Origin of the sequence: Marinobacterium sp. xm-g-59, from assembly GCF_013283315.1 — a bacterium.
Taxonomy (GTDB): domain Bacteria; phylum Pseudomonadota; class Gammaproteobacteria; order Pseudomonadales; family Balneatricaceae; genus Marinobacterium_E.
Map to the genome: position 1 here is coordinate 69425 of NZ_WBYR01000001.1, position 25008 is coordinate 94432.

The window sequence follows — 25008 nt, forward strand, 5'->3', positions numbered from 1 at the left end:
GGTTGATGAATAAGTTATTAAAGCGTTTCGCAACAGTCGGTGTTTTGGCGGCGACCATCAGTGGTCAAGCTTGGGCAGAGACGTTTACTTTTGGTGTTGTCCCTCAGCAGTCAGCAACCAAGTTAGCTAAAGTGTGGGGGCCTGTTCTTAAGCATCTAGAAGATAAAACGGGCATGCAGTTTCAGTTTGCTACCGCTACCGATATTCCTACCTTTGAGCAGCGTTTAATGGACGGTGTGTATGACTTTGCTTACATGAACCCCTACCACTTCACCTTCTTTAATGAACACAAGGGTTACACTGCGCTTGCGCATCGAGCGGATAAGAAAATTCAGGGTCTTCTAGTCACGCGTACCGACAGCTCCATTGCTGAGTTAAGTCAGTTAGAGGGTAAGGAGGTCGCATTCCCTTCGCCAGCAGCCTTTGCGGCTTCGTTGGTTCCACGTGGGGAGTTGGCAGCAATGGGTATTACTATCACCCCCCGTTATGTCAGTTCGCATGACTCAGTTTATTTGGGTGTGTCTCGTGAGTTTTTCTTGGCCGGAGGCGGCATAGGACGCACGTTTAATAACTCTAAAGATGATATTAAGAGCCAATTAAAAGTACTTTGGAAAACCGAAGAGTACACCCCCCATGCCTTTGCTAACCACCCAAGAGTCGATGCCGATATAGCCAAGAAAGTTTCAGCGACATTGGCTGATATGAGTAACTCTGAAGAGGGTAAAGCTGCGTTATCAGGTTTAGGTATTCAATCGCTTAGAGCCGCTAATGACAGTGACTGGGATGATGTACGTGCGCTGAAGCTAACGCTGTTGGATAGTTTGTTGGATTGAGCGATCGCGGCCTTTTCAAGACCGCTCCAACATAAAAAGATCTCGAACCGTTGGAGCGGTCTTAAGAAGGCCGCGAACTTAAGAAAAGATTTCGAACCGTTGGAGCGGTCTTGAAAAGGCCGCGAACTTAAGAAAAGATTTCGAACCGTTGGAGCGGTCTTAAAAAGGCCGCGAACTTAAGAAAAGATTTCGAACTGTTGGAGCGGTCTTAAGAAGGCCGCGAACTTAATCCAAGCGAAACCTGAGCTGGAAAAGTGCGCTCGGTTTCGCTCTAACCAGCTCAATATCACCATCCATGCTTTTCATCAGGGTTTGCACCTTAAAGAGCCCTAGCCCCGTTCCAGCTCCAATCTCGCGTGTGGTAAAGAAGGGATCAAAGATGTTGTTGATGTCTTGGGTCTCTATACCCATGCCATTATCTTCGATCGTCAGTTTAAGTTCTGAACCCTCTCTTTCACATTGAATGTTTACCAGGGCCTCTTTCTCCGGGGGAACAGCCTGAAGCGCATTGGTGACAACGCCCGATATAGCATCCATTGCTAAGCGTGCATTCGCTCGAACAAATAGAGAGTCGGGCAGTTGAATCAGTATCTGACAATTGCCTGCAGAGCGATCAGGTAACTGCTGTACAGCTTGTTCAGCGCTTTGTTCAACGAGGCTTCGTAGGTTGACCAACTCTAACTCTGACTCCTCTCTGTTTAACTCCAGATTACGAAGTTGCGAGATGATCAGTGTTACCCGCAAAATAGCCGCTTCGGACTCATCTATCAGTGATGGATAATCTGATGAGAGGTAATCAAAATCTGCTTTATCAAGGATTGGATTGAGCTGTTCAGGATTCATCGACTCTTTTTTAATCTGCTCTATCGCGCTCACACACTGCTCTATGTAATCGCGCAGGGTGTCGATGTTAGAACGGACAATTGATAGCGGGTTATTCACCTCATGGGCAATGCCTGACGCTAGAACCCCCAGTGAGGCCTGTTTTTCAGCAGCAATCAATTTGGCTTGTGCGGCTTTGATTTCATGATTGGCTAATTCAAGCAGATGGTTTTTTTCTGATAGCGCTAGAGTTCGCTGTTCAACTTTGTTTTCTAGCTCTTCATTTAAATTACGCAGCTGCTGCTCTAAGGTCTTTTCCTGTTCGCGCGTCGCTTTGAGGGTGGAGCTCATTCGGTTAAAAGCGGTTGCCACGACATCGATTTCGTCGTTTCCTTTAACCTCTATTTGAGTCCTAAGTTCGCCTCGGCTAATGGTCTCTGCAGCATCACGAAGCAGGGAGAGCTTATTAATCAGATAGCGTCCCAAGACAAAAGAGAAGATTGCCACTAATACCATTTCTAAAGCGGCAATGGCGTAACTCCAACGTTTAGCCTCTTCAATCGTGTTGAGTATAGGGTAGATACTAAACCCGACCTCTACCATGCCGTACTGATCGCCTTCGACCTCGATGACCGCTTTTGCATCAAAGATACCGTCATCAACCTCTGACGCTTCTAGGTCAATGTCACCCGGAGAGATGGTATCGGATTGAGTTAAGATGCGACCCTGTTGATCGAGAACACGCGCGTACAGAATGTCGTCACTTTTCATGACCTCATCGACAAACGCATTCAGAGAGGCTAGATCATAAGCTAAAACAGCGTCTTTAACGGTAATCGCAAAGAGTTGTGCCGTCGCGTTAGCACGCTTGTTCATCTCGTTGAAGTTCGTATCACGAATAAAACCGAGCATCATAACGATCAGCGTGATCAGAAGGACCGCTTCGATAGCAGCTACCCCTAAGATCGTCTTAGTTTTAATGGAGTTTCGAATCAACGCGCTGTCTCAATAAACATCTGTTTCTCATTCGTTAACTATAGTCTATAGATCCTGACTTGTTTTACTTCTTTTGTAGTAGAGAAAATATACGCCCATCTATAACAAGCAGTCCGAAACCAATGAACAAACCTCCCGTCACTTGAATCAGTGTAATGGTCTCATTAAGAACACTGATACCTAGCAGAGTGCCGCTAATAGGAACCAGAAGGGTGACCAGCATGGCGTTAGCGGCACCTGCTTTACTGATTAACTCAAAAAAGAGTATGTAAGCAAAGGATGTTGAGGCCACCGCCAGCGCTAATATTGAAGCGATCACGCTGAAAGAGGGTAGCGTTTCGGGTAATTTGGTTGAGGTCAGTATCAGTACTGGAATCATGATAAGGCTTGAGGCGCTAAGCTGGCATGTCGCAGACTGAATCGAGTTGCGTCCGGCGAGGTGGCGTTTCGCCCATAATCCTGAAAAACCATAACTTACGGTCGCTAAAAAGCTTAGCAGAACTCCCAGAGGATCGGTATGGAGAGCTAATTGGGTTAGGCCGCTAAGCAGCGCGACTCCCAATACGCCCAACAGACTACCAATGACTTTATTGGGTTTGAGTAACTCCTCTTTAAATAGGGCTAACACAATAAAGGTGCAGATCGGTGTCATGGCGTTGATGATGGAGGCCAATGAGACACTGATCAGTGTTTGTGCATAAAAGATGAAGGTAAAGGGGATAACGTTATTGAGCAGCCCCATTGCAAAGAATTTCTTCCAGGTATCAACATCTTTAGGAAGCGGAACTTTGAAAAGAGGCAGCAGGCTTAACATCACCAATGCTGCAATCATCACCCTTAAAAAAACCAGTAGAAGGGGATCTATCTCATGCACGGCAATACCGATAAATAGAAACGAGCCACCCCAAAGCAGCGACAGTGTGAAAAGATTGAGCAGTTGTGAAGTAGGCATCTAATCGGTTGATCTCTATTTATTTGCAAGCTTAGCCATCATAAGGGAACCGATGGTTGTTCACCTAGTATTTCATCCTGTGACTTTGCCTGATTATGCCTTGATTCAAAAGCGGTTCTTTCGCATTATGTGCTGAATAATTATTGATAAGGACAGACTATGTCAGGATTACTGCCAAACGTTGATCCAGATGGATTGCTAGAATTCTCGGTTGTTTACACAGACCGTTCCCTAAACCACATGTCGAATGCCTTTCAGCATGTCATGTGTGATCTTTCGGGTCAGTTAAAATCCGTCTACAACGCCGATGCAGTTGCGATCATTCCTGGTAGCGGTACCTTTGGTATGGAAGCGGTGGCTCGACAGTTTGCTAACGGCAAAAAAGCGATGGTGATTCGCAACGGTTGGTTTAGTTACCGTTGGACTCAAATCTTTGAGATGGCAGGCTTGCCTCGTGAAGAGTTGGTTCTTAAAGCTCGTTTTGATTCAGACGATGCACAAGCGCAACTCTCTCCGTACCCCATTGAAGAGGCGGTGGATGCCATTCGTAACGAGCGACCAGATGTGGTCTTTGCACCACACGTCGAAACCTCGGCCGGTATGATTCTGCCAGATGAGTACATTAAATCCATTGCGGATGCGGCTCATGAAGTGGGTGCGCTGTTTGTTCTGGACTGTATTGCGTCAGGTGCCATCTGGGTTGATATGAAGGCTCTGGGTGTTGATCTGCTCTGCAGTGCGCCACAGAAGGGGTGGAGTGGTTCACCTTGTGCGGGCCTTGTGATGATGAGTCAACGAGCTCGTGACGCGATCGAGAATACTACTAGTAACTCCTTTGCTTGCGACCTTAAAAAGTGGCTTCAGATTATGGAAGCTTACGAAAACGGTGGCCACGCCTACCATGCCACCATGCCTACCGATGGTTTGCGTCAGCTACGTGATGTAATGGCCGAGGCTGAGAAATTTGGCTTTGCGGAACTTAAAGCGGCTCAAGCTCGCTTAGGTAAAGAGGCTCGTGAACTACTGGCATCACGCGGCATTAAGAGCTTAGCGGCTGAGGGTTTCGGAGCGCCTGGTGTCATCGTTAACCATACAACCGATAGTGATATTCAGAATGGCTCTCGCTTTGCACAAGCAGGATTCCAAATCGCAGCGGGCGTACCGCTCATGTGTGATGAGCCAGAAGGCTTCTGTACCTTCCGTATCGGTCTGTTCGGTATCGATAAGCTAATGAACGTTGATCGTACGTTGGATTACTTGAAAGAGGCGCTGGATAAGGCGGGTCTTTAATAGTTGGAGCGGTCTAGAATAGGCCGCGATGCTCTTCTTACAGGTGTCTGGCTTCAGCCTGACACCTAATCGCCTCATCTTCGATAAGGCTCCAATAGGTCGCTTCGCACTCCGTGCTAGCTCCTACGATTGGGTTCGTCACTGTTGGAGCGGTCTAGAATAGGCCGCGATGCTCTTCTTCGCGGTGTCTGGCTTCCAGCCTGACACCTAATCGCCTCATCTTCGATAAGGCTCCAACAAGGAGAAGCGATCCGATTTAATAAAACACCCGCTCTACAAACCAAATCGCTCCAAGTAGCGAAATCCCCAAACTTAATGGTATGCGTACCCATCGATTCCAAAAGGCTTTGGATGAGAACCAGTATCCAACCAACAGATGCGCAATCACAAGGGTTGCGAGTTGCCCCAGCTCCACGCCAATATTGAAGGCGATTAAGCTCTCTACGAAGCTATCCGACTCTAAGCCGATTTCCCGTAGCACACCCGCAAATCCTAGTCCGTGTAACAATCCAAAGCCAAAGACCAGCCCAATTCGGGATTTAGAGACTCGATCTTTAAATAGGTTTTCAATAGCGATATAGACAATCGACAGGGCGATCAGAGGCTCCACAATGTATGGGGGTATGTTCACAAGCCCTAAAATGGCCAGTGCTAAAGTCAATGTATGCGCGGCTGTGAAGGCGGTGACCTGCCACAGAAGATCTTTAAGACGTTGACTTAATAGATAGAGGCCGAGCACAAACAGAATGTGATCAAGGCCTAAGGGTAATATGTGTTCAAAGCCCCGCTTTACGTAATCCAAAAGCCCTTGGCGCTTCAACTCAAGACGACTTAAATTGATCGATTCTGATTGAGTGCCAGCGGCTACCCAAGATGCCCCTTTGATCTCACCCTGTTCACTTAACCGGACGACGGCATCGCTATAGGCCTCTGGCCAGCTAAAGGTGATCTCTGACGAGGTTGATTCGACAGTAAAGCGGTAGGTGACCAAAGATTGGCGGGCCAGATCAATATCGGGTTGATCGATAACGGCTAGATCAGAGCTAAGGAGTGATTTAGGTACTGGCCCATCTGTTGAGGCGAGTGTGATCTGATTAAACAGCTTAGCAACGAAGGGATCTGCTTTAGTTGACAGTTCAGCAGTGGGCAGTGCTCTTAATTGATTATACTGCTCAGCGGTGGGGGCGTTATCAGTATCCGCATGTTCAGTCCCGATTTCGCTCATCAGAGCCTCTAAGTTGGTATCAACACGCATTTCCAAACTATTGTCGGGTAATACTTCCATCTCAATGATGGTTGGAGTAATTTCATGGGCTCGGCTTAACGTGCTGACTAATAATAGTAGAGTGCCAAGAAGGCCAAAATAGAGACGAGCACGTAGAGTCATTGAATTTCCTTAACGGAGCTGGATGTGAAAATAGTTAAACCATTAGCACTGATAGTAGCGATTAGTTCATCGTTCGCAAGTGCTCATGAGCAATGGTTAGAGCCTAGCCAGTATCAGATACGTCCGAAAGCTACGATAAAAGCGGATATCCGGATTGGGCAAAACTTCAAAGGGTACGCCTATCCCTACCTTGAACATGAGACAGCGCAGTTCATTGAGCGGGATGGAGCTGGTCTGCGTAACGTTGATGCCATCACCGGAGATAAGCCGGCTTACACCTCTAAAATGCCCGAAATGGGTTTTCGCTGGGTGGCGCTTGAGTCTAAGGCCTATGACCTAACCTTTGATAGTGAGAAGAAGTTTGTCGACTATATCAACGGCGAAGGCCTCGAGTGGGTGCTCGATTGGTATCAGGAGCAGGGTAGGTCCAGAGAGGGTGTAACAGAGACCTACTATCGCCATGCTAAAACACTCTTTTCTGTTGAAGGCAGTGAAGAGGCTGAATGGCTAACCGAACCTTTGGGTCACCGTTTGGAGCTGATCCCGGTTGCATCCTTCACCCAGTGTTCCACCGCCCCCACATTCCAACTCTTATGGCAGGGTAAACCGCTTGAGGGCGCCCTTGTAAGACGGTTTGTTAAAGGTAAACGCGGGACAGAACAGTACCGTACTAACCAGAATGGTAAAGTAAGATTTACTGCACAAGAGGGTCCATTTTTAATCAATGCCGTTCGTATTGATTACGGATCTGAACCAAGAGCTAAGGGTAAGGATTGGGTCAGTGATTGGGCCTCTTTAACTTACCAGTGTCAAAAATAAAGGATTAATAATGAGCGAGACAGTTAAAGCGATTCGAATTGAGCAGAATGGCGGTCCAGAAGAGATGAAGTTGGTTGATGTCGAACTTCCTGAACTGGGCGAGTTTGATGTGTTGGTTCGTCATGAAGCGGTAGGTCTTAACTACATTGATGTCTACTTCCGCACCGGTCTCTACCCACAAGAGATGCCGGGCAAGATTGGCATGGAAGGTAGCGGTGTGGTTGAGGCAATTGGCTCAGGTGTGACCTATGTCAGCGTCGGTGATCGAGTGGCTTACGCGGGGCAACCTCTTGGCGCCTACAGTCAAAAGCGCGTGATGCCGCAGGATACGTTGATTCAACTACCAGAGAGCATCAGCTTCGAGCAGGGTGCTGCTATGATGCTGCAAGGTCTAACCGTTCAGTACCTTCTGAATGACAGCTACAAGGTGCAGGCGGGCGATACCATCCTGCTTCATGCTGCAGCAGGCGGTGTCGGTTTGATTGCTGTGCAGTGGCTTAAGGCATTGGGTGCGCGTGTTATAGGTACGGTCGGCAATCAGGCTAAAGCGGATTTGGCTAAGAGCTTTGGTTGCGATGAGACGATCATCTACACCGAAGAGGATTTTGTTGCTCGTACTCGTGAGCTGACGGATGGTAAAGGGGTGCAAGCGGTCTACGACTCTATTGGTAAAGATACCTTTATGCAGTCACTCGACTGTTTAGCACCGCGTGGCACGATGGTTTCGTTTGGTAACGCAACCGGTGCGGTTCCAGCGTTCGAGATTGGCATGTTGGCAGCAAAAGGGTCCCTTAAAGTGACCCGCCCGACACTGATGACCTATGTTCATGATCGTCCTATGTTGGAGAGTATGGCCAAGGATCTGATCGCGCGCGTTGAATCAGGGCAGGTGAAGATTGAGGTCAATCAGCGTTATCCCTTGGCTGATGCAGCGCAAGCTCACATCGATTTGGAGTCGCGTCAAACGACCGGTTCAACGGTGTTGTTGCCTTAATACTGGCAGTGGGTGACTGGCCTTTAGCCTGTCATCCACTCTTTGTATAGCGTCTGATCTACTCTGTTGGAGCCTTATCGAAGATGAGGCGAAATAGGTGTCAGGCTAAAGCCAGACACCTCTAGGAAGGTAATCGCGGCCTTGTTAAGACCGCTCCAACATTATTTGGTGCTAGTCACACACTCTTGATTTCACACCTCAATCGCTCAGCTTCGCTGCGCTGGTGGGTCACCATAATCAACATCTTCTGTTGTTCGGTTAATTGTCTATCGATCCAGTCCAAAACCTTCTGCTTAGTTTCGCTGTCTAAGCCTGTTAGAGGCTCATCCAGGACAATAATCGGTTCAGGACGCAGTAGGGTTCTGATGATGCCAATACGCTGACGTTGCCCGCCAGAGAGCTGATTAGGCATCTTGTTGAGATAGCCGAGCAGATCCAGTTCTTGCATCGCCTCTTGGATGCGTTTGTCCGGGTTTTGACGTTTATCCAATCCCAATCTCAAGTTCTGCTGGATGGTTAAGTGTTCAAAGAGATTATCCTCCTGAAACAGCATCGCGACAGGACGCTCTTCTGGAGGCTGATCAGTAATGACCTGATCATTGAAGCGCACTTCACCTGATTTAATCGGTGCAAAGCCGGCAATAGCCAACAGCAGGGTTGTTTTACCAATGCCGCTTTGGCCGAGCAGTGCGACTCTGGATTGGTCAGGGACATACAAGTCGTAACAGTACTCCCAATCGGGGTAGCTGACTATGAGGTTGTTGATCTGCAGGCCAAGGTTATTGCTCATGGTGAACACTGCGCTCCAGTAGAATTAATAGCAGGTAGCAAAGTCCCAACAGAATGACCGATGTGATAGCGGCCTCTGACATACGATAGGTACCAGCAAAGGTGTAGATCAGCCAGGGGAGGGTCGGTGATTCATAACTGCCAAATATAGCAAAAATGGAGACATCACCTAAGGCCAACAGAAGTCCCAAAGAGAAAGCGGCTAGTAGTGAGCGTCGAATAAACGGGTAGATGATGCGCACTCTCTCCAGCGGTGTGAGTTTTAAATTGCCTACTAGTTTTGCATATTGCGAATCAAATTGAATGAATCTTGGGCGTAGCTGGCTGAGCAAAAAGGGTAGCAGAACAAAGGCGTTAAGCAGTATTAGCATCAGTGTGGCGTAAGTCTCGAGTAGCCCACGGCTGATCAGCCAAATGTAACTACCGGTCGATAACACCATGGCTGGAGCGACCAGTGACTGATTGGCTAACCAACTGAATAGCGTCTCTTGTATCGGCTTAACTTGTTGGGCTGCTTTTCTGATGGGTGTCAGCAGTGCGATGGCGGTGAGAAGTGCCAACAGTGATGCGCTTAATGCGATGAGCAGTGAGACGCCCATTGCTTTCAACATGGCAGCGTAGGGGTAGTTAATTAGTGCCTCTTGATTGAGTGTGATGAACAGTGCAATTAACGGCCCTAATAGATAGACCCACCCCAGCAGGTAGAAAGCCAATTGAATAGGCACTTTTACCCCTTGCTCTAATCGATAAGCAGGCTGCTCTCGAGTGGAACCGAGCCAGTTCACTCTGCTGGCATAGATCAGGGCAAGATAGATAAGACCGGCTATCGCAAACTGCAGCCAGGCAAGGGTTAGCGCCTCGTTGAGGTTGAAGTCGTATTTAAGGGCTTGGTAGATGGCCAGTTCTAAGGTGGTGGCTTTAGGTCCACCGCCGAGCGTTAATACGATCGCAAAACTGTTAAAGCAGAGAATAAAGATTAAGCCCGCCAGTGTTGCGACCTGGCTCTTAATAGCAGGCCACTCAATGTGTCGAAGGCGTTGCCAAAAACTGAACTTAAGCTGGTCGGCTAATTGCTCTCGGTTTAAAGGGATAGAGCTGTAGCCCTGATAGAGAATACGAACGGCTAGCGGAAAGTTCAGATAGATATGGGCAATTAAGATTCCATTGAGGCCAAAGAGTTTCCACTCTTTTAACAGATCTATAAATGGCGATTGCGGTCCTAGCAGGTTGACGATGCCGGTAATCAATATGAGTGATGGCATCACGAACGCCAGCAGTGAGAGTCTTAGAAACTGATCTCTACCAGCGGGTCGCAAACGATGCAGGGCTCTTGCGATGGGTATTGCCAGTAGAAGAGAGCCCAAGGCACTTAACAGGGCTTGGTAGAGGGTAAAACTTAAAATGTTTTGTAGGTATGTGTCTTGTAACAGCTCGGGGGTGAATCGGGTCTCTTCGAATCCGATCAACCCCCAAAAGGCGAGCACCGTCAGAGAGAGGGTGCCCAGATAAGCAACCGCACTCATCAGTGGGGTGAAAGTGCGGCCTAGTAACATCAGGATTGGTTCACGCGATCGCTTTATTGTGAAACAGCGGTACGCCACTCACGAATCCAGCGAGCACGGTTTTCGGCCAATTCGTCACTGCCAAGTTTGATCTGCTGTGGGGTTACCAACTGCTCAAACGCTTCTGGTAGCTCTACATTATCAATAACCGGTAGCATCCAGTTGGTCACTGGTAGGATCTGCTGCGCTTCGTTTGAGATTAGAAACTCAAGGAACTGGTTCGCTAACTCAGTTTGATCGCTGTATGCGCTGATCGCGGCCACTTCAACTTGTGCTACGTGTCCGTCTGTAAACTCTGCGGCTTTGTACTGATTCTTACCTTCAGCAACAACGTGGTATGCAGGCGATGTGGTGTAACTCAAAACGTAGTCAGAACCGCCCTCTAGGAACAAACTGTAAGCTTCCCACCAACCTTTGGTGACGGTAACGGTCTGCTTAGCTAGATCTGCCCATGCAGTCGCCGCTTCCTCACCGTACGCTTTATTAACCCAGGTCATTAACCCCTGGCCTGGCGTTGACGTACGTGGGTCTTGGTAGATAACTGAGGCGTCGGAAGCTAAGAGTTCAGCAAAGCTTGTTGCTGGCGCTTGGATCTTTTGCGCGTCATAAATGAATGCAAAATAGCCGTAGTCAAAGGGTACAAACTGATTATTGTTCCAGTTTAAGTCGCTGGTGATCTTTGAGGTGTCGACGCTGTGAGATTGAACCAGACCCAGTTGCGTAGCTTCTGTCATCAAACCGTTATCAAGGCCAAGCAGTACATCGGCTTGGGTGTTGGATTTCTCGACACGTGCGCGATTCAGAATGCTGACACCATCCTCTGCTGCGACGAAATTAAGAGTACAACCACATTGTGCTTCAAAGGCTGTTTTGAGCTGAGGGCCTGGACCCCACTCAGAGACGAAGCTGTCGTAGGTGTACACGTTAAGTTCGGGCTTATCGGAAGCGACTGCCGCAAAAGAAGCAGTTAACATTGCACCGGCAACAGATAATTTGAGTGTGGTTGCTGAATCCATCAAGAAACTCCTGTAATTTAAAAAACTTAAACATCCATTATTAAGTTAGGCGTTGAATGATACTAAGTGAGCTAGAGGCTGTCATTGCATCTAGGGCGGTTTCGGGAAGTTTGTCGCAATTAATTTCAGACAAAATTCCTTTGAACAGTCAGATAGCACCTCTTGATACGTCTGCTACGCGTCATAGGATGTATCTACTTGAGGAAAAAGGGGAGCGGTTTGTTGTTAGGGCAGAACCTGACAAAGAGACCCTCCCAGGGGTGGACCCGTTTCGTGAGCGAAACATTCTTGATGCCATCGCTCATTTTCAATGGTCCCCTAAGTTAATGATCAACGAGCCTCAGCAGGGTGTGTTGATTATGCATCACGCAGGAGAGTGCTCAGGCGTGCTCTCATCGGCTCAAAAAACGGTTCTATTGAATGCTTTTGCTGAGATGCAGAGCCTTACTGAACTGCCCATGTTAGATTATGCTGCGCTATTTCAGCAGTATCGAGACGAGTTGCGTGATTCAGGACATCAACAGTTAACTGATGAGGCTGAGCAGCAACTACTCTCCCTTCCTAACATGCCTAGGGTGTTAGTTCACCATGATCTTCACCCGGGTAATATTTGCTGGCAGAATGGCGACGCCACCATTATTGATTGGGAGTACGCAGGCGTTGGAATCGCATGGTTGGATTACGCGGTGTTAATTCGAGATCTAGGCTTTACCGCAAGTGAGTTGATGCAGTTGCCTCTGTTGAACGCTTTTGACGAGCAGGCGTTAACCCACTGGCTGGCCCAATCAATTCAGGTGGTCGATCAGCTTGAGATGCTCTGGTCACATTATAAATCACAGGTTACAGGTTAAGGGTAATTAGAATGAACATGAATGAATTATTGGAACAGATTAAACAGGCACCTGAGAGCGTAGAGTTCGCTGAGGTGATGGCGGTTATTGATGCATCGTTTGACCATAAACCTTCTGCTTTTGTAAACGGTGATCTAGAAAACTCAGCAGAGCAAAACCAGGGCTCGGCTAAGATTTTGAGCTTTGCTAAGCTGAATAATCTTTCTGAATCAGAGACGCTGGCCTGTTTTGGTACTTACTACCGCGATGATGTGTTGGGTAATCCTGAAGGAACCGATCACGGCAATATTCGTAATTTCATGAATTCGGGTTGGGCTGGCGTTCAGTTACCTGAAGGTGTGTTGACGGCTAAGTAGGCTAATTCGCCTCATCTTCGATAAGGCTCCAACAGGTTGCGTCGAAACATGGCTGTTCCTGTTGGAGCGGTCTTGAAAAGGCCGCGATGCTCCAACAAGTTTATTCACTCTCTTTCAGCGCATCGGTCGCTTTTTTCCGCAACACCAAAGAGTAGAGGTCGGTTCGACGGTCCTTTCCGTTGGTCACTGACCCTTTCTCCCTGACGTCGTACAACGAATCCAAGTTTAAATCGGCTATCAGTGCCATCTCAGTATTAGGTGTACTCTCCGCGATGATAGCATCATGCGGGAAGGCGAAATCAGACGGCGAATAGACAGCCGACTGAGCATATTGGATATCGACATTGTGTACCTGCGGTAGGTTGCCGACACTGCCTCCGATGACAACATAGATCTCATTCTCAATAGCGCGCGCCTGTGCACATCGCTGTACTCTAAGAAATCCGTTCTTTGTATCTGTCCAGAAAGGGACAAAAAGAATGTCGATGCCCTCATCACGCAACAGTCGACCCAACTCAGGAAATTCAACGTCGTAACAGATCAGAATACCGATACGACCCGCATCAGTATCAAAGGCCTGCAGTGTGTCACCACCCTCAATGACCCAGTCACGACGCTCGTGCGGTGTGATGTGGAGCTTCGGTTGCACCTCTATGCTGCCATCACGACGGCATAAGTAGGTATTGTTGTAGAGAGTGTCACCTTCCAGTACCGGGATGCTGCCAGAGATGATGTTGATGTTATAAGCGACGGCAAAGCCAGAGATCGCTTCAATGGTTCTCTCGGCATAGCCTGCTAGGAATCTGATCGCCTCATATTGATTCTCTTGATTGCCGAGCCCCATGAGCGGGGCGTTAAAGAACTCTGGGAACATAATGAAGTCGGCCGTGTAGTCGGCCATAGAGTCGACAAAGTACTCAACCTGGGTTAACCAGTGTTCAAAGGATTCTGTGGTGCGCATCTGCCACTGTATGGCGCTGACGCGAACGGATCGTTTTCTGAAGTTTTCGGCTTGCAGAGACTCATCTTCTGGTTCGTAATCGATGTTGATCCACTCCAGCAGAGTCGCGAATCCTTTAGATCGCTCATCCTCTGGCAGGTAGTTTCGAAGAATACGTTTCACTTCAAAGTGGTTAGCAAACTGGAAACTTAGAATGGGGTCATAAGCCTCACGTTTGCGCACCGCTTCGATGTACTCTTTAGGCGTCATCTCTTCAGCGTGCTTGTAGTAGTTTATGATGCGCCCACCCGCTAAAATTGATCGTAAATTCAATTGGATACAGATCTCTTTTCGAGCATCATATAACCTTCGGCCTAGTCGATATTCACGATAGTCTGGGTGTACAAACAGATCCAAACCGTAGAGTGCATCGCCTTTCTTGTCGTGTTGGAAGGTCTCACGTCGACCGATCAAATCGTCGTAGGTGTGGGCTCTAGTGAAGCGGTTATAAGCACATTGAACAGAGAGCGCGCCAGCCACAATGGTGCCGCGATCTTCAATGACAATTTGCCCTTCAGGAAACTGTTTTAGAAGCAGAGCTAGGGACTCTTTTGGCCAGCTGCCCCCAAGATCGTCGTAGACCCGATCCATCAATTCGACCAGTTGATCTAGATCGTCCAGGGTTAGGTTGCGCAGTTTCAGTTGAAGATCTTTTGGGTTTTCGTAGCTCATAAAGGTCTCTCGAACAAATTAAGCACTGTTTAGATAACTTAAGCATAGACCTGTTATGGGTTTTCTCGAAGTTTTATTTACAATGGCGTTTGTGATTATTGGAGGGATACTGTGTCATTGCCAACCCCACCGGACGCTATGTTTCCGGAACTCTTTCTTGCCGTTCAACGTTCAGGCCTTTTTCCTGACTCTAAAACCTTTGTTGATTTAGTGCCTAGGGCCTCAGCTGATGAAATAAACCAAGCATTCATAGAGTGTAAGAGTGAAGTGGGGTTTGAGCTGGCTGACTTTATTCCACGTTTCTTTAAGCGAGAAACCCTTGAGTCATCGGCATCAGAGCGGGGGAGTATCAATCCTCATGAGCACATCGAACAGCTCTGGACTCTGCTCAAGCGCCCGTCTGATCAGCATGTCGAGGGAAGTAGTTGTATCCCGCTGCCTAATCCCTACATCGTGCCGGGTGGGCGGTTTAATGAGATCTACTACTGGGATAGCTACTTCACCCAACTGGGTTTAGTAGAGTCAGGTGACGTGGAAACTGTTCGCCATATGGTGGAGAACTTTGCACATCTTATTGAGACACTCGGTTTTATACCCAACGGCAACCGCAGCTACTTTGCCTCACGAAGTCAGCCGCCTTTTTTTGCTTTGATGGTCGAGCTTCTGGCGAATCATACCGATGAGTCGGTGCTGGCTGAGTTTTTACCCCATATGATGCGTGAGCATCTTCTCTTCTGGATGGATGGCGCTGCAAACCTCTCTGTTGGTGAATCCCATCGTCGTGTTGTTATGACGGAAAAAGGGCCATTGAACCGCTACTGGGATGACGCCGCCACACCGCGTCAGGAGAGCTTCAGAGAGGATGAGTCGCTTGCTAAGGCTTCTGATAGGGATGAAGAGACCCTTTATCGAGATCTAAGAGCGGGGGCTGAGTCGGGTTGGGACTTCTCATCTCGATGGTTCAACGGTGATGTTCTCGGTTCGATCTCAACGTCAAACATTATCCCTGTGGACCTTAACTCGCTATTGGTCATGGTAGAGCGAGTCATTGCAAAAGCAGCGTCGATCAAAGGTTTACCAGAGCTGTCGAGCCACTATGAGCAGTTGGCTAATCAGCGTGCCGATGCGATTGAATACTACTTCTTTAATGACGACCTTGGCTGTTATGTCGATTTGGACCTAGATGGGTTTAAACAGAGAGACCATCAGTCACTGGCGATGAGTTTCCCATTATTTGCTGGTATTGCTTCACCACAGAGAGCCGCTTGCGTCGTTGCTAAATTAAATGAAGAGTTTTTGAAACCGGGCGGTTGGGTAACAACCAATGTTGAGTCGGGTGAACAGTGGGATTCCCCGAATGGATGGGCCCCTCTGCAGTGGATCTGTTTCCAAGGTTTAAAACAGTACCAGTTTGATGAGTTGGCAGAAGAGGGCGCTAAACGCTGGCTGAGCACCCTAGAGCTAGTCTTTAGCCAAACGGGCAAAATGTTGGAGAAGTACAATGTAGTCACACCCGGTGAGATCGCCGGTGGCGGTGAATATGCCGTTCAAGATGGTTTCGGTTGGACGAATGGGACTTATTTGGCACTAAAGCGCGCAATGGAGACTTAATTTTGGCACAATCATTGCTCAGTGTTTTGGATAGATCATAAAAGGAATGGATTAAATGAAAACTGTAATTATGGCCGGTGGCTCCGGTTCACGTTTATGGCCACTGTCTCGCTCCCTCTATCCGAAACAGTTTCTAGCCTTGGCAGGCCAACAAACCATGCTGCAGACAACGGCTTCACGTGTGGACGGTATCAGCGATGGAAAGCCGTTGGTGATCTGTAATGAGGAGCACCGCTTCATCGTTGCAGAGCAGATGCGTGCGATGGATGCCCAGGCCGATATTCTATTGGAGCCAGTCGGTCGCAATACGGCACCGGCCATTGCATTGGCTGCACTGCAGGCACTGACTTCCGAAGATGACCCTTTGCTACTGGTGTTAGCGGCGGATCATGTCATTGAGAATGTCGAGGTTTTCCAGCAGCAAGTGAACAAAGCCAAACCCCTTGCTGAAGCAGGTGCCCTAGTGACCTTTGGTATTGTCGCCACGGGTCCTGAAACCGGCTATGGCTATATTCGTCGAGGCGCTGCTGAAGCTGAGGGCTATCAAGTAGCGGAATTCGTTGAGAAACCAGATCTTGAACGTGCACAAGCCTACGTAGATTCGGGTGACTACTACTGGAACAGCGGTATGTTCCTCTTCAAAGCGTCACGTTACATCGAAGAGTTGGGTAAACACCGCCCAGATATCCTAGATGCTTGTACCGCTTCTTTAGAAACTCTTACTCCGGATCTAGATTTCGTGCGCATTAATGAAGAGGCGTTTAAAGCCTGTCCGGATGAGTCGATCGACTATGCAGTGATGGAGAAAGCTGACAATGTTGTAGTCGTGCCAATGGATGCCGGTTGGAATGATGTGGGTGCCTGGTCATCGCTTTGGGAAGTTACCCCTAAGGATGGCGACGGTAATGCCGTCAGTGGTGATGTTATGACCCACAACACCCAAGACTCCTTGATCAAATCGACCAGTAAACTGGTTGCGACTGTCGGGGTTAAGGACATTGTTGTGGTTGAAACCAAAGACGCAGTGTTGGTGGCAGGCAAGGATCAGGTGCAAGACGTTAAAAAGATCGTTGAGCGCTTAAAAGCAGAGGGTCGCAGTGAGTATGAGCTGCACCGTGAAGTCTATCGTCCATGGGGTAAATACGACTCCATTGATAACGGCGAACGCTACCAAGTTAAGCGCATTAGCGTGAAGCCGGGTAATAAACTCTCGGTTCAGATGCACCACCACCGTGCTGAACACTGGATTGTTGTGTCGGGTACGGCTCGTGTCGGGCGCAATGACGAAGAGATCATGCTAACCGAGAATGAGTCGGTCTATCTCCCGGTTGGCTGTGTTCACTGGTTAGAGAACCCAGGCAAGATCCCACTAGAGTTGATTGAAGTTCAGTCAGGTTCTTACCTAGGTGAAGATGATATTGTCCGTTTTGAAGATCTCTACGGCCGTTCTTAACGCATTTGTAATTTGAGTGTGTGACTCTAGCTAGCTGTTAGCAGAGAGACAGACTTAACGATTAGGATTTTTATATGACAAAGATAGCGGTTGCAGGCCTAGGTTATGTGGGCATGTCCAACGCCGTTCTTTTGGCTCAACATAATGAAGTGACAGCCATAGATCTTGATGAGAATAGGGTAGCACTGGTCAATGACCGTAAAGCGCCTATTGAAGATACTGAACTTGAACTCTATTTAGCCGAAAAAGCATTAAATCTGGTTGCAACAACGGATCCGGAAACGGCGTATGCAGGTGCTGAATACGTCATTGTCGCGACACCCACCGATTACGATCCGGTGACTAACTTCTTCAACACTCGTTCAGTTGAAGCGGTGATTTCAGATGTTATTCGCATTAACCCGGAAGCGACGATCGTCATTAAATCGACCATACCTGTCGGATACACTCGTAATCTGCGTGAAGAGTTCAATTCACCCAATATTATCTTTTCGCCAGAGTTCTTACGTGAAGGTAAGGCGCTGTACGACAACCTATACCCATCACGTATCGTGGTAGGTGAGCGGTCTGAGAGTGCAGAGAAGTTTGCTGCAATGCTCGTTGAGGGGGCTCTTAAAGAGGATATCGACACACTATTCACCGGTAGTACCGAAGCTGAGGCGATCAAACTCTTTGCCAATACCTACCTTGCAATGCGTGTGGCCTATTTCAATGAGTTGGACACCTACGCGCTGTCACACGGCTTGGATACGCGACAGATCATAGAAGGGGTAGGGTTAGACCCGCGTATCGGCACTCACTACAACAACCCAAGCTTTGGTTACGGTGGTTACTGCCTGCCAAAAGATACCAAGCAGCTACTGGCTAACTACAATGACGTACCCAGTAACTTAATCGGTGCGATTGTTCAGTCCAACACCACCCGTAAAGATTTTATTGCGGACTCTATTCTTAAGCGCAATCCAAAGATTGTCGGGCTCTACCGTCTTGTCATGAAGTCTGGATCGGATAACTTCCGCGCCTCTGCTATTCAGGGGGTGATGAAGCGCCTGAAGGCAAAAGGCATTGTGGTCGTTGTTTATGAGCCAGTGCTTGAAGAGGATCTATTCTTCAACTCCATCGTTTACAAAGACTTGGATGCATTCAAAGCCGATGCGGATGTGATCGTCTGTAACCGGATGGATGAAGAGTTAGAAGACGTTCTTGATAAAGTCTTTACCCGCGATATATTCAATAGCGACAGTTAGTTTTTAACTAATAAAAAAGGTGGCCAGCTAAATAGCTCGCCACCTTTTTTGTTGTTACTGGACCGGTAAAAGAGTGGCCCTATTTAAATATTCTTTAAGCTTACTTTGATGGCTCTTGCAAAGAGTCGAAAAGGACCAAGCTTCTCGTTCGCCAGCTCTAACCCCCAAAGTTGTCGTTCAAACTCATCGAGTGATTGATTTTTAAACACCGATTGAGGCGTAAACAGACCCTGGGAAATTGGAAGCTCTGTTAGGGGGCGCTCATCTTCGATGGACTCATACTCGCTTCCAAATAGCTTTAGATCCCCATCGATCACCCCTAAAAGCTCAGGCCAGCGTTTTACCCAACCAATATTTGATGTGAAGTTAAGTTTGGTAAACCAGAGCGGGTGTAGACGAGATCCTCGGTTTGAGAGCTGATCTTCTCTATTTAATACCCCCGATTTTTGAGTAATCAATGCCAGTGGCAATGCGACGGGTGCTGATAAGATCATAAGCATAGATGCCACTAATCGTTCGCTGGTATTCGTTTTAACCAATGAGCTGCTGGGTATGATCGGACTAATTAATGCAGGATCTGCAATCTGTATAACACTCTGGTGTTTCAAGTCGACCAGTAAACTGCCCATCGCAATTGAGTCCGTTAAACTGACGTCCTGTCCAACATAAGTACCTGGAAATACAATAGCTCGATTCAGTTGAGCGCCTTTATCGACCATAGAGCCTGCCTCAACCGCCGTTTGAGACAAGGTTGCGTTCTGATCAATCATTACATCTCTGCCGATGTAGAGAGGTCCTTCAATTGAGTCTGAGCGACTTGAACTGAAGGTCGGTGTCGCTAGCCATTTGTCATCGTCTGCACGCAACCCCCTAGGAACTAGGCCATAGTGATCGCCGTTTAGCAGAGCAAAATAGGCTTTTACGTATGCATCCAGTGACGCGAGTGAGTTGGAATCACGCTGTTTATCTTCACTTCGATTCCACTCTAGGGTGTTTAGCTGTTCAACCGATTCAGAGTCCAGCGTTAATAGATTACTAATCGCTCCCTGTTCTGTTTTGACGGGCAAAACATCGGCTCGTGCAGCAATCATCTTACCTGTCATTGAAAAGTGCATCCTACTCCAAAAAGCGAGAGGCGGCTCTTCACCGGTTGATAAATGGTAGTTAAGTTTTAGCCCCCAATGATCACCATTGGGTACCGCTTTTTTAATCAGATCAGCGAACTGATTGATCACAATATCTACCTCTTTAACACCCATATCACAGAGCTGCTCAAGCCAGAACTCTAGGGGTGTTTTACCAGCAATGGGTAGCAAACAGATAGGGTAGCGATCATTGAGAGGAGTTAGCTCTTTCCCTTTTCGATCAGCGAAAAGAATGGCACGTTCAATGGTCATTAGTAGGCTCCTTTACCGCTAACTACAGCAGGTATGGTTTTAGCGATCAGCTTTACATCATTCATTGCTGATTGCTGGTTTACATAGGCAGTGTCCAACAGAACCTGCTTATCAAAGGGGAGGTCTGATCGACCTGAGATTTGCCACAGACCTGTTAAACCAGGCATAGCTTCTAAACGAGCGCGGGCTAGCACCGGGTACTGAGCGACTTCAGCTTCTAGAGCGGGTCTCGGGCCAACCAGCGACATATCACCGATCAACACGTTATAGAGTTGTGGTAGCTCATCAATACTGAGTCGACGGATGATGCGACCTATCGGTGTAATGCGAGGGTCTTTTTTCATTTTGAAAATGACGCCGTCAGATGATTCATTCTGTTCCATTAGTGCCGCTTTACGTGCGTCGGCATCGATATACATTGAACGGAACTTCCACATTCTGAACAGCTTGCCTCGGTGTCCTACCCGGACTTGAGAGTAAAAGAGAGGTCCAGGCGAAGTGACTTTTATCCCTACAGCAACGGGAATTAACAGCGGTAATAGCAATAGCAGCCCCAAACCGGCGCCTAATAAGTCAATAGATCGTTTTAAAATGCTTTGCATTTTGCATCGCAATAGCCACAGAGATGACTTGGTTCGTATTGATAGGCGCTTAATGCGGGTTGACCATCCCCACTGTCTTAAAATCGTATTGATACGTGAGTTTCGTTTCTCGTCACTGTTAGGGATTTGATAAAGCGTTCCTACGAAGGTTTTAAAAAATCGCATTGGAGAGAAGAGGACGCTGTGTCTTAGGCGAGATAAGTTAAAGCCCTCACTCACCTCAAAAATAGCATCAAACAGTGGATGCCCCAAAGTGACCAACAGAGGTACTTCACACTTTGATTTTACTCGAGACATTAAACGCTCTTGAAGGGGAGTCTCGAGAGCGAATAGTACCGAGCTTGGGTTTTTCTCTTTGATCTTATCTAAAAACCATTGTGTGCTTTTATCGTATTGTGTATCGCAAATAGTGATCTGGAGATTTAGGTTAGGGTAAAGTTTAGTAATCTCGAGCTCTGTTTTATGCGCGGCTTTTTTATTGTCTGTGAACAAAATGACCGGTTTTTCAAACGCTTCAAGTGATAGCAGTAGCTCTCGATAGAGTGATGAGCTGTTTGCTGACGGCATTTGTCCACGATTAATCAGGTTCATCGATACATTGATACCACGCCCGCGAGGGATGAGCAGATCGACAGATGAAAATGCCTGCTTGAGATCTGCCTGCTCATTCGCCATTGAAAGCCCTGCAGCGTCAATGAAAGAGACTGTTTGACTGCCACTGCTTTGGCGAAGTGAGAGTTCAATGTACTGACGAAAATCTGATTCATTGATTGGAGTGATTGATTCTAATATCTGCATATCATGCACCAACCTTTGCGTTTGAAATTTTCGATGCCTTATCAATCAATTCGGCCTCTTCATCCGTTGTGAAGCTTAAATTTGATTGAATTAGAACGGCGATAGCCGATGGATCAACTTTGGCGGTTCCATTGGAAACTGCCTTAGCGGCCTCAGAATCCCAGCAACAGTGACAAAGATCTTTGCTTGTTTCGTAGTGGTTTGATCGGTTAATACCTAGCACTCGTGTCACATACATGCCGTACAGAATGTACTCAGACACAGTCAAAGAGCGCGCAATCGCTCTTGTCCAGTGAGTACCGGTTTCTCTGCTAATGTCCCTTAACATAGCCATCAACGTCTCTCGATCCCATGTGATCAACTGTCCAACGTAATCAGAACCCGCATAAGCTGTGTCGCAGCCGAGCAATTCTCCAGCTTTCGCATGCCATTTAAGGTGAACACCGTAGTCCATATCCCCTGGAATAGAGTGCAGACGTGTGCGTCCTGACTGTTCAATTAAAGAGAGGTCAAGCGGGCGTATGAACTGTAGATCTGAGTCCACAAACATTAAGGTTTTAGCCTTAGTGGAGAAGCCTGCGCTTAGTTTTGTAATCTGTTGCATGACCCAACCGCGTGTTGGAAAACCCCAAGCCCCCAACCACCACTTGTTCGAAAATCGGAGTTGAATAAATGAGTCTGGTACGACAGATTCAACACTGACTACTCTGCGTCGCTCGTTTACGAGCGTTAAAAACTTTTTGAGATCACGTTTAGGAACAATCAAGACATGTTCGTAGATTGAATCAACGAATCTATCCACCGATTCGCACAATCGTTTACAACGATCTAAGTCCGGACCATACGAACAGGTGATTAGCGCCAGTTGATCAGATTGAGAGTTTGAACTCATTACTCACTCCAGTATGCATTTACTGGTGATTAGCATTAATCGTGCCAACTTATATTCATTTATATGAATACATTGGCACGAAATATGCTGTAGAGGTTCAATCGATCAATGTTTGGGTTTACGACTGATGATTTCTCGACTTAAGCACTTTCTAAATAAGGATGCTTTTTTAAAAAATATAATGGTGCTGGCCAGTGGCACGGCGCTGTCTAATGCTTTAACGCTTCTATTTTCATTGGTCATTACACGACTGTATGGTCCTGAACAGTATGGTTATTTAGGTGTTTTCACCTCGTCAATTTATATGTTTGCCCCTGCCATTGCTCTGACCTTACCTATGTCTATCGTACTGGCGAAAAGCGATGCCGAGGCTTGGAAATTGGCTAAGCTATCGCTGTTTATAAGCTTATCTCTATCGACCACTTTACTCATAAGTTTGCTGATCTTTGAAAAAGAGGTCCTGACATTAATAAATGCCGAGTCCCTTATTGGTTTGGGTTGGCTACTACCTGTGGCTATTTTTATTGCTGCGATATTCCAGGTTAATGAACAGTGGCAGATTAGAACTAAGAAGTTCTCCAACCTGGCAAAATCACTCAACATTAGGGCGCTGTTTATTGGAGTGAGTCAAACCTTGATGGGTTTGATTAAAGCCACCGGTGGATGGTTAGTCCTGTTTTATACCCTGGGTATGATGATTCAAAACCTCTATCTAGCGAAGCGATCTGGTCTATCCACTGAGTATGTCACTAAAGATTCCTATCGTGATTTGCTCAAACGCTATTACGATTTTCCAATCTATCGCGCACCACAGGTGCTATTAAACTCAGTCTCGTTGGCTGCGCCTACGTTGATGTTTGCCTGGGCGTTCGGATCAGCTGCTGCAGGTTATTACACCATCGCCTTCGCGCTGTTGACTGTACCTGCAACCTTGTTGGGGAAAAGTGTAGGGGACGTCTTCTACAAAGAGGTTGTTGATAGGGTAGAGCAAAAACAGACTATCACCGCACTTCTTAATAGAACGACGAGAAATTTATTCTTATTGGGCATATTTCCTTTTGGTTTCATCGCTCTACTTGGGCCTAGCATTTTCGCTCTGCTTTACGGCGAAGAGTGGAAAACGTCGGGAGAATTTGCACAATGGATTGCCCTGTGGTTATTGATGATGCTGGCCTCAAGGCCTGCCATTGCATCAGTCCCCGTTCTAGGTCTGCAGGCTCATCTGCTTGCTCATGAAATCGTTTCACTCTCTGTTCGGGTGTTAGCCATCTACCTTGGCGTGCTAGCACAAAGCCCACTTCAATCGATCATCTATTTAAGCATTGCTAACGGTTTTCTCTACGGGACTTTAATCCTGTTTGTCTACCAAAAATCCAAACGCTGTAGTGATTTAACAGGAACCCAATGATGAAAATTCTGCTATTTAATTCTGTCTTCTTTCCTACCAAGCTAGGAGGTGCTGAACAGTCAGTTTATAACCTAGCGGATGGTCTGGTCTCCATGGGTTATGAGGTGGCAGTAGCCAGTATCGTGAAAGATCCCAGCTTGGTTGGTTCTCGGCGTTTAGAAAATGGCGTAAAAGCCTTCTACTTCCCAGATAGAAACATCTACTGGCCTTTCGTAACGCTAGAAACACCCAACAAAGTTAAACGTGTTGCTCAGAAGCTTGCACAACGTCTTCTGGATCTTAGTAATTTTCGTTATCGAAAAGATATTTTATCCGTCATTGATCAGTTTCAGCCAGACATTGTGCATACCAACAATCTTAAAGGAATCAGTGTATTGGTTTGGAAGATTGCTAAGCAACGAGGCTGCAAGGTCGTTCATACCTTGCGGGATTACTATATACAGTGTCATCGAGAGTCGAGAAGAAAAAATGAGATAAATTGCGAAGCAATTTGCAAGGAGTGTAGATGCTATTCGACGCCAAAAAGGTGGGGTTCTGAGCGAGTCGATGGCATCGTAGGGATTAGCAATTTCATCTTAAATAGCCACACCGAAGACGGTTACTTTAAGAAGAGTCATCAGCGAGTTATCTATAACAGCATCTCCCCTAATGACAATTTTGAAGAACAGTCACAGACTCCTCGGTCGAGTGAGGCGAAAGTCTTTGGTTACATTGGTCGTTTGGAGTACGACAAGGGTGTAATGCAGTTGGTTGATCGCGTGAAACAACTGCCTGAAGGGAGTGATTACCGCTTCGTTTTTGCCGGAACTGGTGAGAAAAGGATTGAGTCACAACTGGAGAGTGATCCAGCCATTGATTATAGAGGATTTACAAAACCTGCTGATTTCTTTGCAGAGATCGATGTGCTGATTGTTCCCTCCTTATGGTATGAGCCTATGGGGCGCGTTGTCATTGAAGCCTATGCCCATGGCATACCGGTAATGGTTCATGGTGCTGGTGGATTGCTCGAGCTCGTCAGGCAGGGAGAGACAGGTCTTGTCATAGATATTAACAGCCAATCAGAGTTTGAATCAGCACTGCAAACCTTTGGTCAGTTGGATTACGAAACACTCTCTAGGCACTGTTTAGAACAAGCAAAAAATTACTCTAACCGAGAAATGCTCTCTAAATACAGTGAACTCTATCAGGCTATTTGATTTGCACTTTGCAAAACTGGCAAGGTTTTTGCTTATTGCTATCTGAGAATTAATGATTAGGTAGC

The 25008-nt window shown here is 47.2% G+C and carries 21 protein-coding genes; 11 read left to right on the forward strand and 10 right to left on the reverse strand.

From position 1 onward, the window contains the following. The first annotated feature begins 5 nt into the window (after window positions 1-5). On the forward strand, window positions 6-833 hold the full coding sequence (locus XMG59_RS00335; protein WP_173498013.1) for a PhnD/SsuA/transferrin family substrate-binding protein: 828 nt from the start codon (window positions 6-8) through the stop codon (window positions 831-833). A gap of 225 nt (window positions 834-1058) precedes the next feature. Here XMG59_RS00335 and XMG59_RS00340 read toward each other — a convergent pair whose 3' ends face one another. Continuing rightward, on the reverse strand, window positions 1059-2651 hold the full coding sequence (locus XMG59_RS00340; RefSeq protein WP_173488826.1) for an ATP-binding protein: 1593 nt from the start codon (window positions 2649-2651) through the stop codon (window positions 1059-1061). Between the two features lie 64 nt (window positions 2652-2715). Continuing rightward, on the reverse strand, window positions 2716-3603 hold the full coding sequence (locus XMG59_RS00345; protein ID WP_173498014.1) for a DMT family transporter: 888 nt from the start codon (window positions 3601-3603) through the stop codon (window positions 2716-2718). Between the two features lie 159 nt (window positions 3604-3762). On the opposite strand from XMG59_RS00345, the gene XMG59_RS00350 reads away from it, so the two are divergent. Then, window positions 3763-4893, forward strand: a complete 1131-nt coding sequence (locus tag XMG59_RS00350; RefSeq protein WP_173498015.1) for an aminotransferase class V-fold PLP-dependent enzyme — start codon at window positions 3763-3765, stop codon at window positions 4891-4893. Between the two features lie 256 nt (window positions 4894-5149). Here the strand turns inward: XMG59_RS00350 and XMG59_RS00355 are convergent, their stop codons facing one another. After that, complete coding sequence (locus XMG59_RS00355; RefSeq protein WP_173498016.1) at window positions 5150-6280, reverse strand: HupE/UreJ family protein; 1131 nt, start codon at window positions 6278-6280, stop codon at window positions 5150-5152. A 24-nt stretch (window positions 6281-6304) separates the two neighbouring features. Here XMG59_RS00355 and XMG59_RS00360 point away from each other — a divergent pair, with 24 nt between their 5' ends. Next, window positions 6305-7099 carry a DUF4198 domain-containing protein gene (locus XMG59_RS00360; protein ID WP_173498017.1) on the forward strand — a complete coding sequence of 265 codons (795 nt, stop codon included), beginning with the start codon at window positions 6305-6307 and terminating at the stop codon, window positions 7097-7099. Between the two features lie 10 nt (window positions 7100-7109). Further along, complete coding sequence (locus XMG59_RS00365) at window positions 7110-8093, forward strand: quinone oxidoreductase (protein WP_173480987.1); 984 nt, start codon at window positions 7110-7112, stop codon at window positions 8091-8093. 175 nt (window positions 8094-8268) lie between these two features. Here XMG59_RS00365 and XMG59_RS00370 read toward each other — a convergent pair whose 3' ends face one another. The 3 genes from XMG59_RS00370 to thiB are packed head-to-tail and all read right to left on the reverse strand — an operon-like array spanning window position 8269 to window position 11460. Continuing rightward, entirely contained in the window at window positions 8269-8883 is a 615-nt protein-coding gene (locus XMG59_RS00370) for an ATP-binding cassette domain-containing protein (protein WP_173498018.1), read from the reverse strand. Beyond that, entirely contained in the window at window positions 8873-10435 is a 1563-nt protein-coding gene (locus tag XMG59_RS00375; RefSeq protein ID WP_173483984.1) for an ABC transporter permease subunit, read from the reverse strand. Before XMG59_RS00375 ends, XMG59_RS00370 begins: the two co-directional genes overlap by 11 nt. 23 nt (window positions 10436-10458) lie before the next feature. Then, entirely contained in the window at window positions 10459-11460 is a 1002-nt protein-coding gene (gene thiB, locus XMG59_RS00380; protein ID WP_173483983.1) for a thiamine ABC transporter substrate binding subunit, read from the reverse strand. A 188-nt stretch (window positions 11461-11648) separates the two neighbouring features. On the opposite strand from thiB, the gene XMG59_RS00385 reads away from it, so the two are divergent. Then, on the forward strand, window positions 11649-12311 hold the full coding sequence (locus XMG59_RS00385; protein ID WP_173498019.1) for a phosphotransferase: 663 nt from the start codon (window positions 11649-11651) through the stop codon (window positions 12309-12311). 17 nt (window positions 12312-12328) lie between these two features. Further along, window positions 12329-12667 carry a HopJ type III effector protein gene (locus XMG59_RS00390; RefSeq protein WP_371731435.1) on the forward strand — a complete coding sequence of 113 codons (339 nt, stop codon included), beginning with the start codon at window positions 12329-12331 and terminating at the stop codon, window positions 12665-12667. Between the two features lie 100 nt (window positions 12668-12767). On the opposite strand, the gene XMG59_RS00395 is transcribed toward XMG59_RS00390, so the two are convergent. Continuing rightward, window positions 12768-14339 carry a bifunctional GNAT family N-acetyltransferase/carbon-nitrogen hydrolase family protein gene (locus XMG59_RS00395; protein ID WP_173483982.1) on the reverse strand — a complete coding sequence of 524 codons (1572 nt, stop codon included), beginning with the start codon at window positions 14337-14339 and terminating at the stop codon, window positions 12768-12770. A gap of 111 nt (window positions 14340-14450) precedes the next feature. Here XMG59_RS00395 and treF point away from each other — a divergent pair, with 111 nt between their 5' ends. The 3 genes from treF (at window position 14451) to XMG59_RS00410 (ending at window position 18650) form a co-directional block, all read left to right on the forward strand. Next, the gene (gene treF, locus XMG59_RS00400; protein ID WP_217363652.1) at window positions 14451-15950 is read left to right on the forward strand and encodes an alpha,alpha-trehalase TreF; all 1500 of its coding nucleotides are present in this window, start codon (window positions 14451-14453) and stop codon (window positions 15948-15950) included. Window positions 15951-16005: 55 nt separating this feature from the next. Next, on the forward strand, window positions 16006-17403 hold the full coding sequence (locus tag XMG59_RS00405) for a mannose-1-phosphate guanylyltransferase/mannose-6-phosphate isomerase (RefSeq protein WP_173498020.1): 1398 nt from the start codon (window positions 16006-16008) through the stop codon (window positions 17401-17403). 74 nt (window positions 17404-17477) lie between these two features. Then, on the forward strand, window positions 17478-18650 hold the full coding sequence (locus XMG59_RS00410; RefSeq protein WP_173498021.1) for a nucleotide sugar dehydrogenase: 1173 nt from the start codon (window positions 17478-17480) through the stop codon (window positions 18648-18650). Window positions 18651-18733: 83 nt separating this feature from the next. On the opposite strand, the gene XMG59_RS00415 is transcribed toward XMG59_RS00410, so the two are convergent. Genes XMG59_RS00415 through XMG59_RS00425 form a run of 3 tightly spaced genes read right to left on the reverse strand, consistent with a single transcriptional unit; the run spans window position 18734 to window position 22339 of the window. Beyond that, entirely contained in the window at window positions 18734-20047 is a 1314-nt protein-coding gene (locus tag XMG59_RS00415; RefSeq protein ID WP_173483978.1) for a hypothetical protein, read from the reverse strand. After that, window positions 20047-21447 carry a sugar transferase gene (locus tag XMG59_RS00420; protein ID WP_173480976.1) on the reverse strand — a complete coding sequence of 467 codons (1401 nt, stop codon included), beginning with the start codon at window positions 21445-21447 and terminating at the stop codon, window positions 20047-20049. The genes XMG59_RS00415 and XMG59_RS00420 overlap by 1 nt, the downstream gene beginning before the upstream one ends. A gap of 1 nt (window position 21448) precedes the next feature. Continuing rightward, window positions 21449-22339 carry a DUF6492 family protein gene (locus XMG59_RS00425; protein WP_173498022.1) on the reverse strand — a complete coding sequence of 297 codons (891 nt, stop codon included), beginning with the start codon at window positions 22337-22339 and terminating at the stop codon, window positions 21449-21451. A gap of 127 nt (window positions 22340-22466) precedes the next feature. Here XMG59_RS00425 and XMG59_RS00430 point away from each other — a divergent pair, with 127 nt between their 5' ends. Together XMG59_RS00430 and XMG59_RS00435 are read left to right on the forward strand one after the other, a co-directional pair. Then, window positions 22467-23747 (forward strand): lipopolysaccharide biosynthesis protein, encoded by a 1281-nt coding sequence (locus XMG59_RS00430; RefSeq protein WP_173480974.1) that lies wholly within the window; start codon window positions 22467-22469, stop codon window positions 23745-23747. Then, the gene (locus tag XMG59_RS00435) at window positions 23747-24943 is read left to right on the forward strand and encodes a glycosyltransferase family 4 protein (protein WP_173480973.1); all 1197 of its coding nucleotides are present in this window, start codon (window positions 23747-23749) and stop codon (window positions 24941-24943) included. The genes XMG59_RS00430 and XMG59_RS00435 overlap by 1 nt, the downstream gene beginning before the upstream one ends. Window positions 24944-25008: the final 65 nt, after the last annotated feature.

Bases quoted from the DNA above. Each gene is read 5' to 3' on its own strand.
- XMG59_RS00420 (WP_173480976.1), bottom strand. From the start codon at position 21,447: ATGCAGATATTAGAATCAATCACTCCAATCAATGAATCAGATTTTCGT.
- XMG59_RS00350 (WP_173498015.1), top strand. From the start codon at position 3,763: ATGTCAGGATTACTGCCAAACGTTGATCCAGATGGATTGCTAGAATTC.
- XMG59_RS00355 (WP_173498016.1), bottom strand. From the start codon at position 6,280: ATGACTCTACGTGCTCGTCTCTATTTTGGCCTTCTTGGCACTCTACTA.
- XMG59_RS00430 (WP_173480974.1), top strand. From the start codon at position 22,467: ATGATTTCTCGACTTAAGCACTTTCTAAATAAGGATGCTTTTTTAAAA.
- XMG59_RS00385 (WP_173498019.1), top strand. From the start codon at position 11,649: ATGTATCTACTTGAGGAAAAAGGGGAGCGGTTTGTTGTTAGGGCAGAA.
- thiB (WP_173483983.1), bottom strand. From the start codon at position 11,460: ATGGATTCAGCAACCACACTCAAATTATCTGTTGCCGGTGCAATGTTA.
- XMG59_RS00410 (WP_173498021.1), top strand. From the start codon at position 17,478: ATGACAAAGATAGCGGTTGCAGGCCTAGGTTATGTGGGCATGTCCAAC.
- XMG59_RS00335 (WP_173498013.1), top strand. From the start codon at position 6: ATGAATAAGTTATTAAAGCGTTTCGCAACAGTCGGTGTTTTGGCGGCG.
- XMG59_RS00365 (WP_173480987.1), top strand. From the start codon at position 7,110: ATGAGCGAGACAGTTAAAGCGATTCGAATTGAGCAGAATGGCGGTCCA.
- XMG59_RS00425 (WP_173498022.1), bottom strand. From the start codon at position 22,339: ATGAGTTCAAACTCTCAATCTGATCAACTGGCGCTAATCACCTGTTCG.
- XMG59_RS00375 (WP_173483984.1), bottom strand. From the start codon at position 10,435: ATGTTACTAGGCCGCACTTTCACCCCACTGATGAGTGCGGTTGCTTAT.
- XMG59_RS00395 (WP_173483982.1), bottom strand. From the start codon at position 14,339: ATGAGCTACGAAAACCCAAAAGATCTTCAACTGAAACTGCGCAACCTA.
- XMG59_RS00345 (WP_173498014.1), bottom strand. From the start codon at position 3,603: ATGCCTACTTCACAACTGCTCAATCTTTTCACACTGTCGCTGCTTTGG.
- XMG59_RS00405 (WP_173498020.1), top strand. From the start codon at position 16,006: ATGAAAACTGTAATTATGGCCGGTGGCTCCGGTTCACGTTTATGGCCA.
- XMG59_RS00370 (WP_173498018.1), bottom strand. From the start codon at position 8,883: ATGAGCAATAACCTTGGCCTGCAGATCAACAACCTCATAGTCAGCTAC.
- XMG59_RS00415 (WP_173483978.1), bottom strand. From the start codon at position 20,047: ATGACCATTGAACGTGCCATTCTTTTCGCTGATCGAAAAGGGAAAGAG.
- XMG59_RS00435 (WP_173480973.1), top strand. From the start codon at position 23,747: ATGAAAATTCTGCTATTTAATTCTGTCTTCTTTCCTACCAAGCTAGGA.
- XMG59_RS00390 (WP_371731435.1), top strand. From the start codon at position 12,329: ATGAATGAATTATTGGAACAGATTAAACAGGCACCTGAGAGCGTAGAG.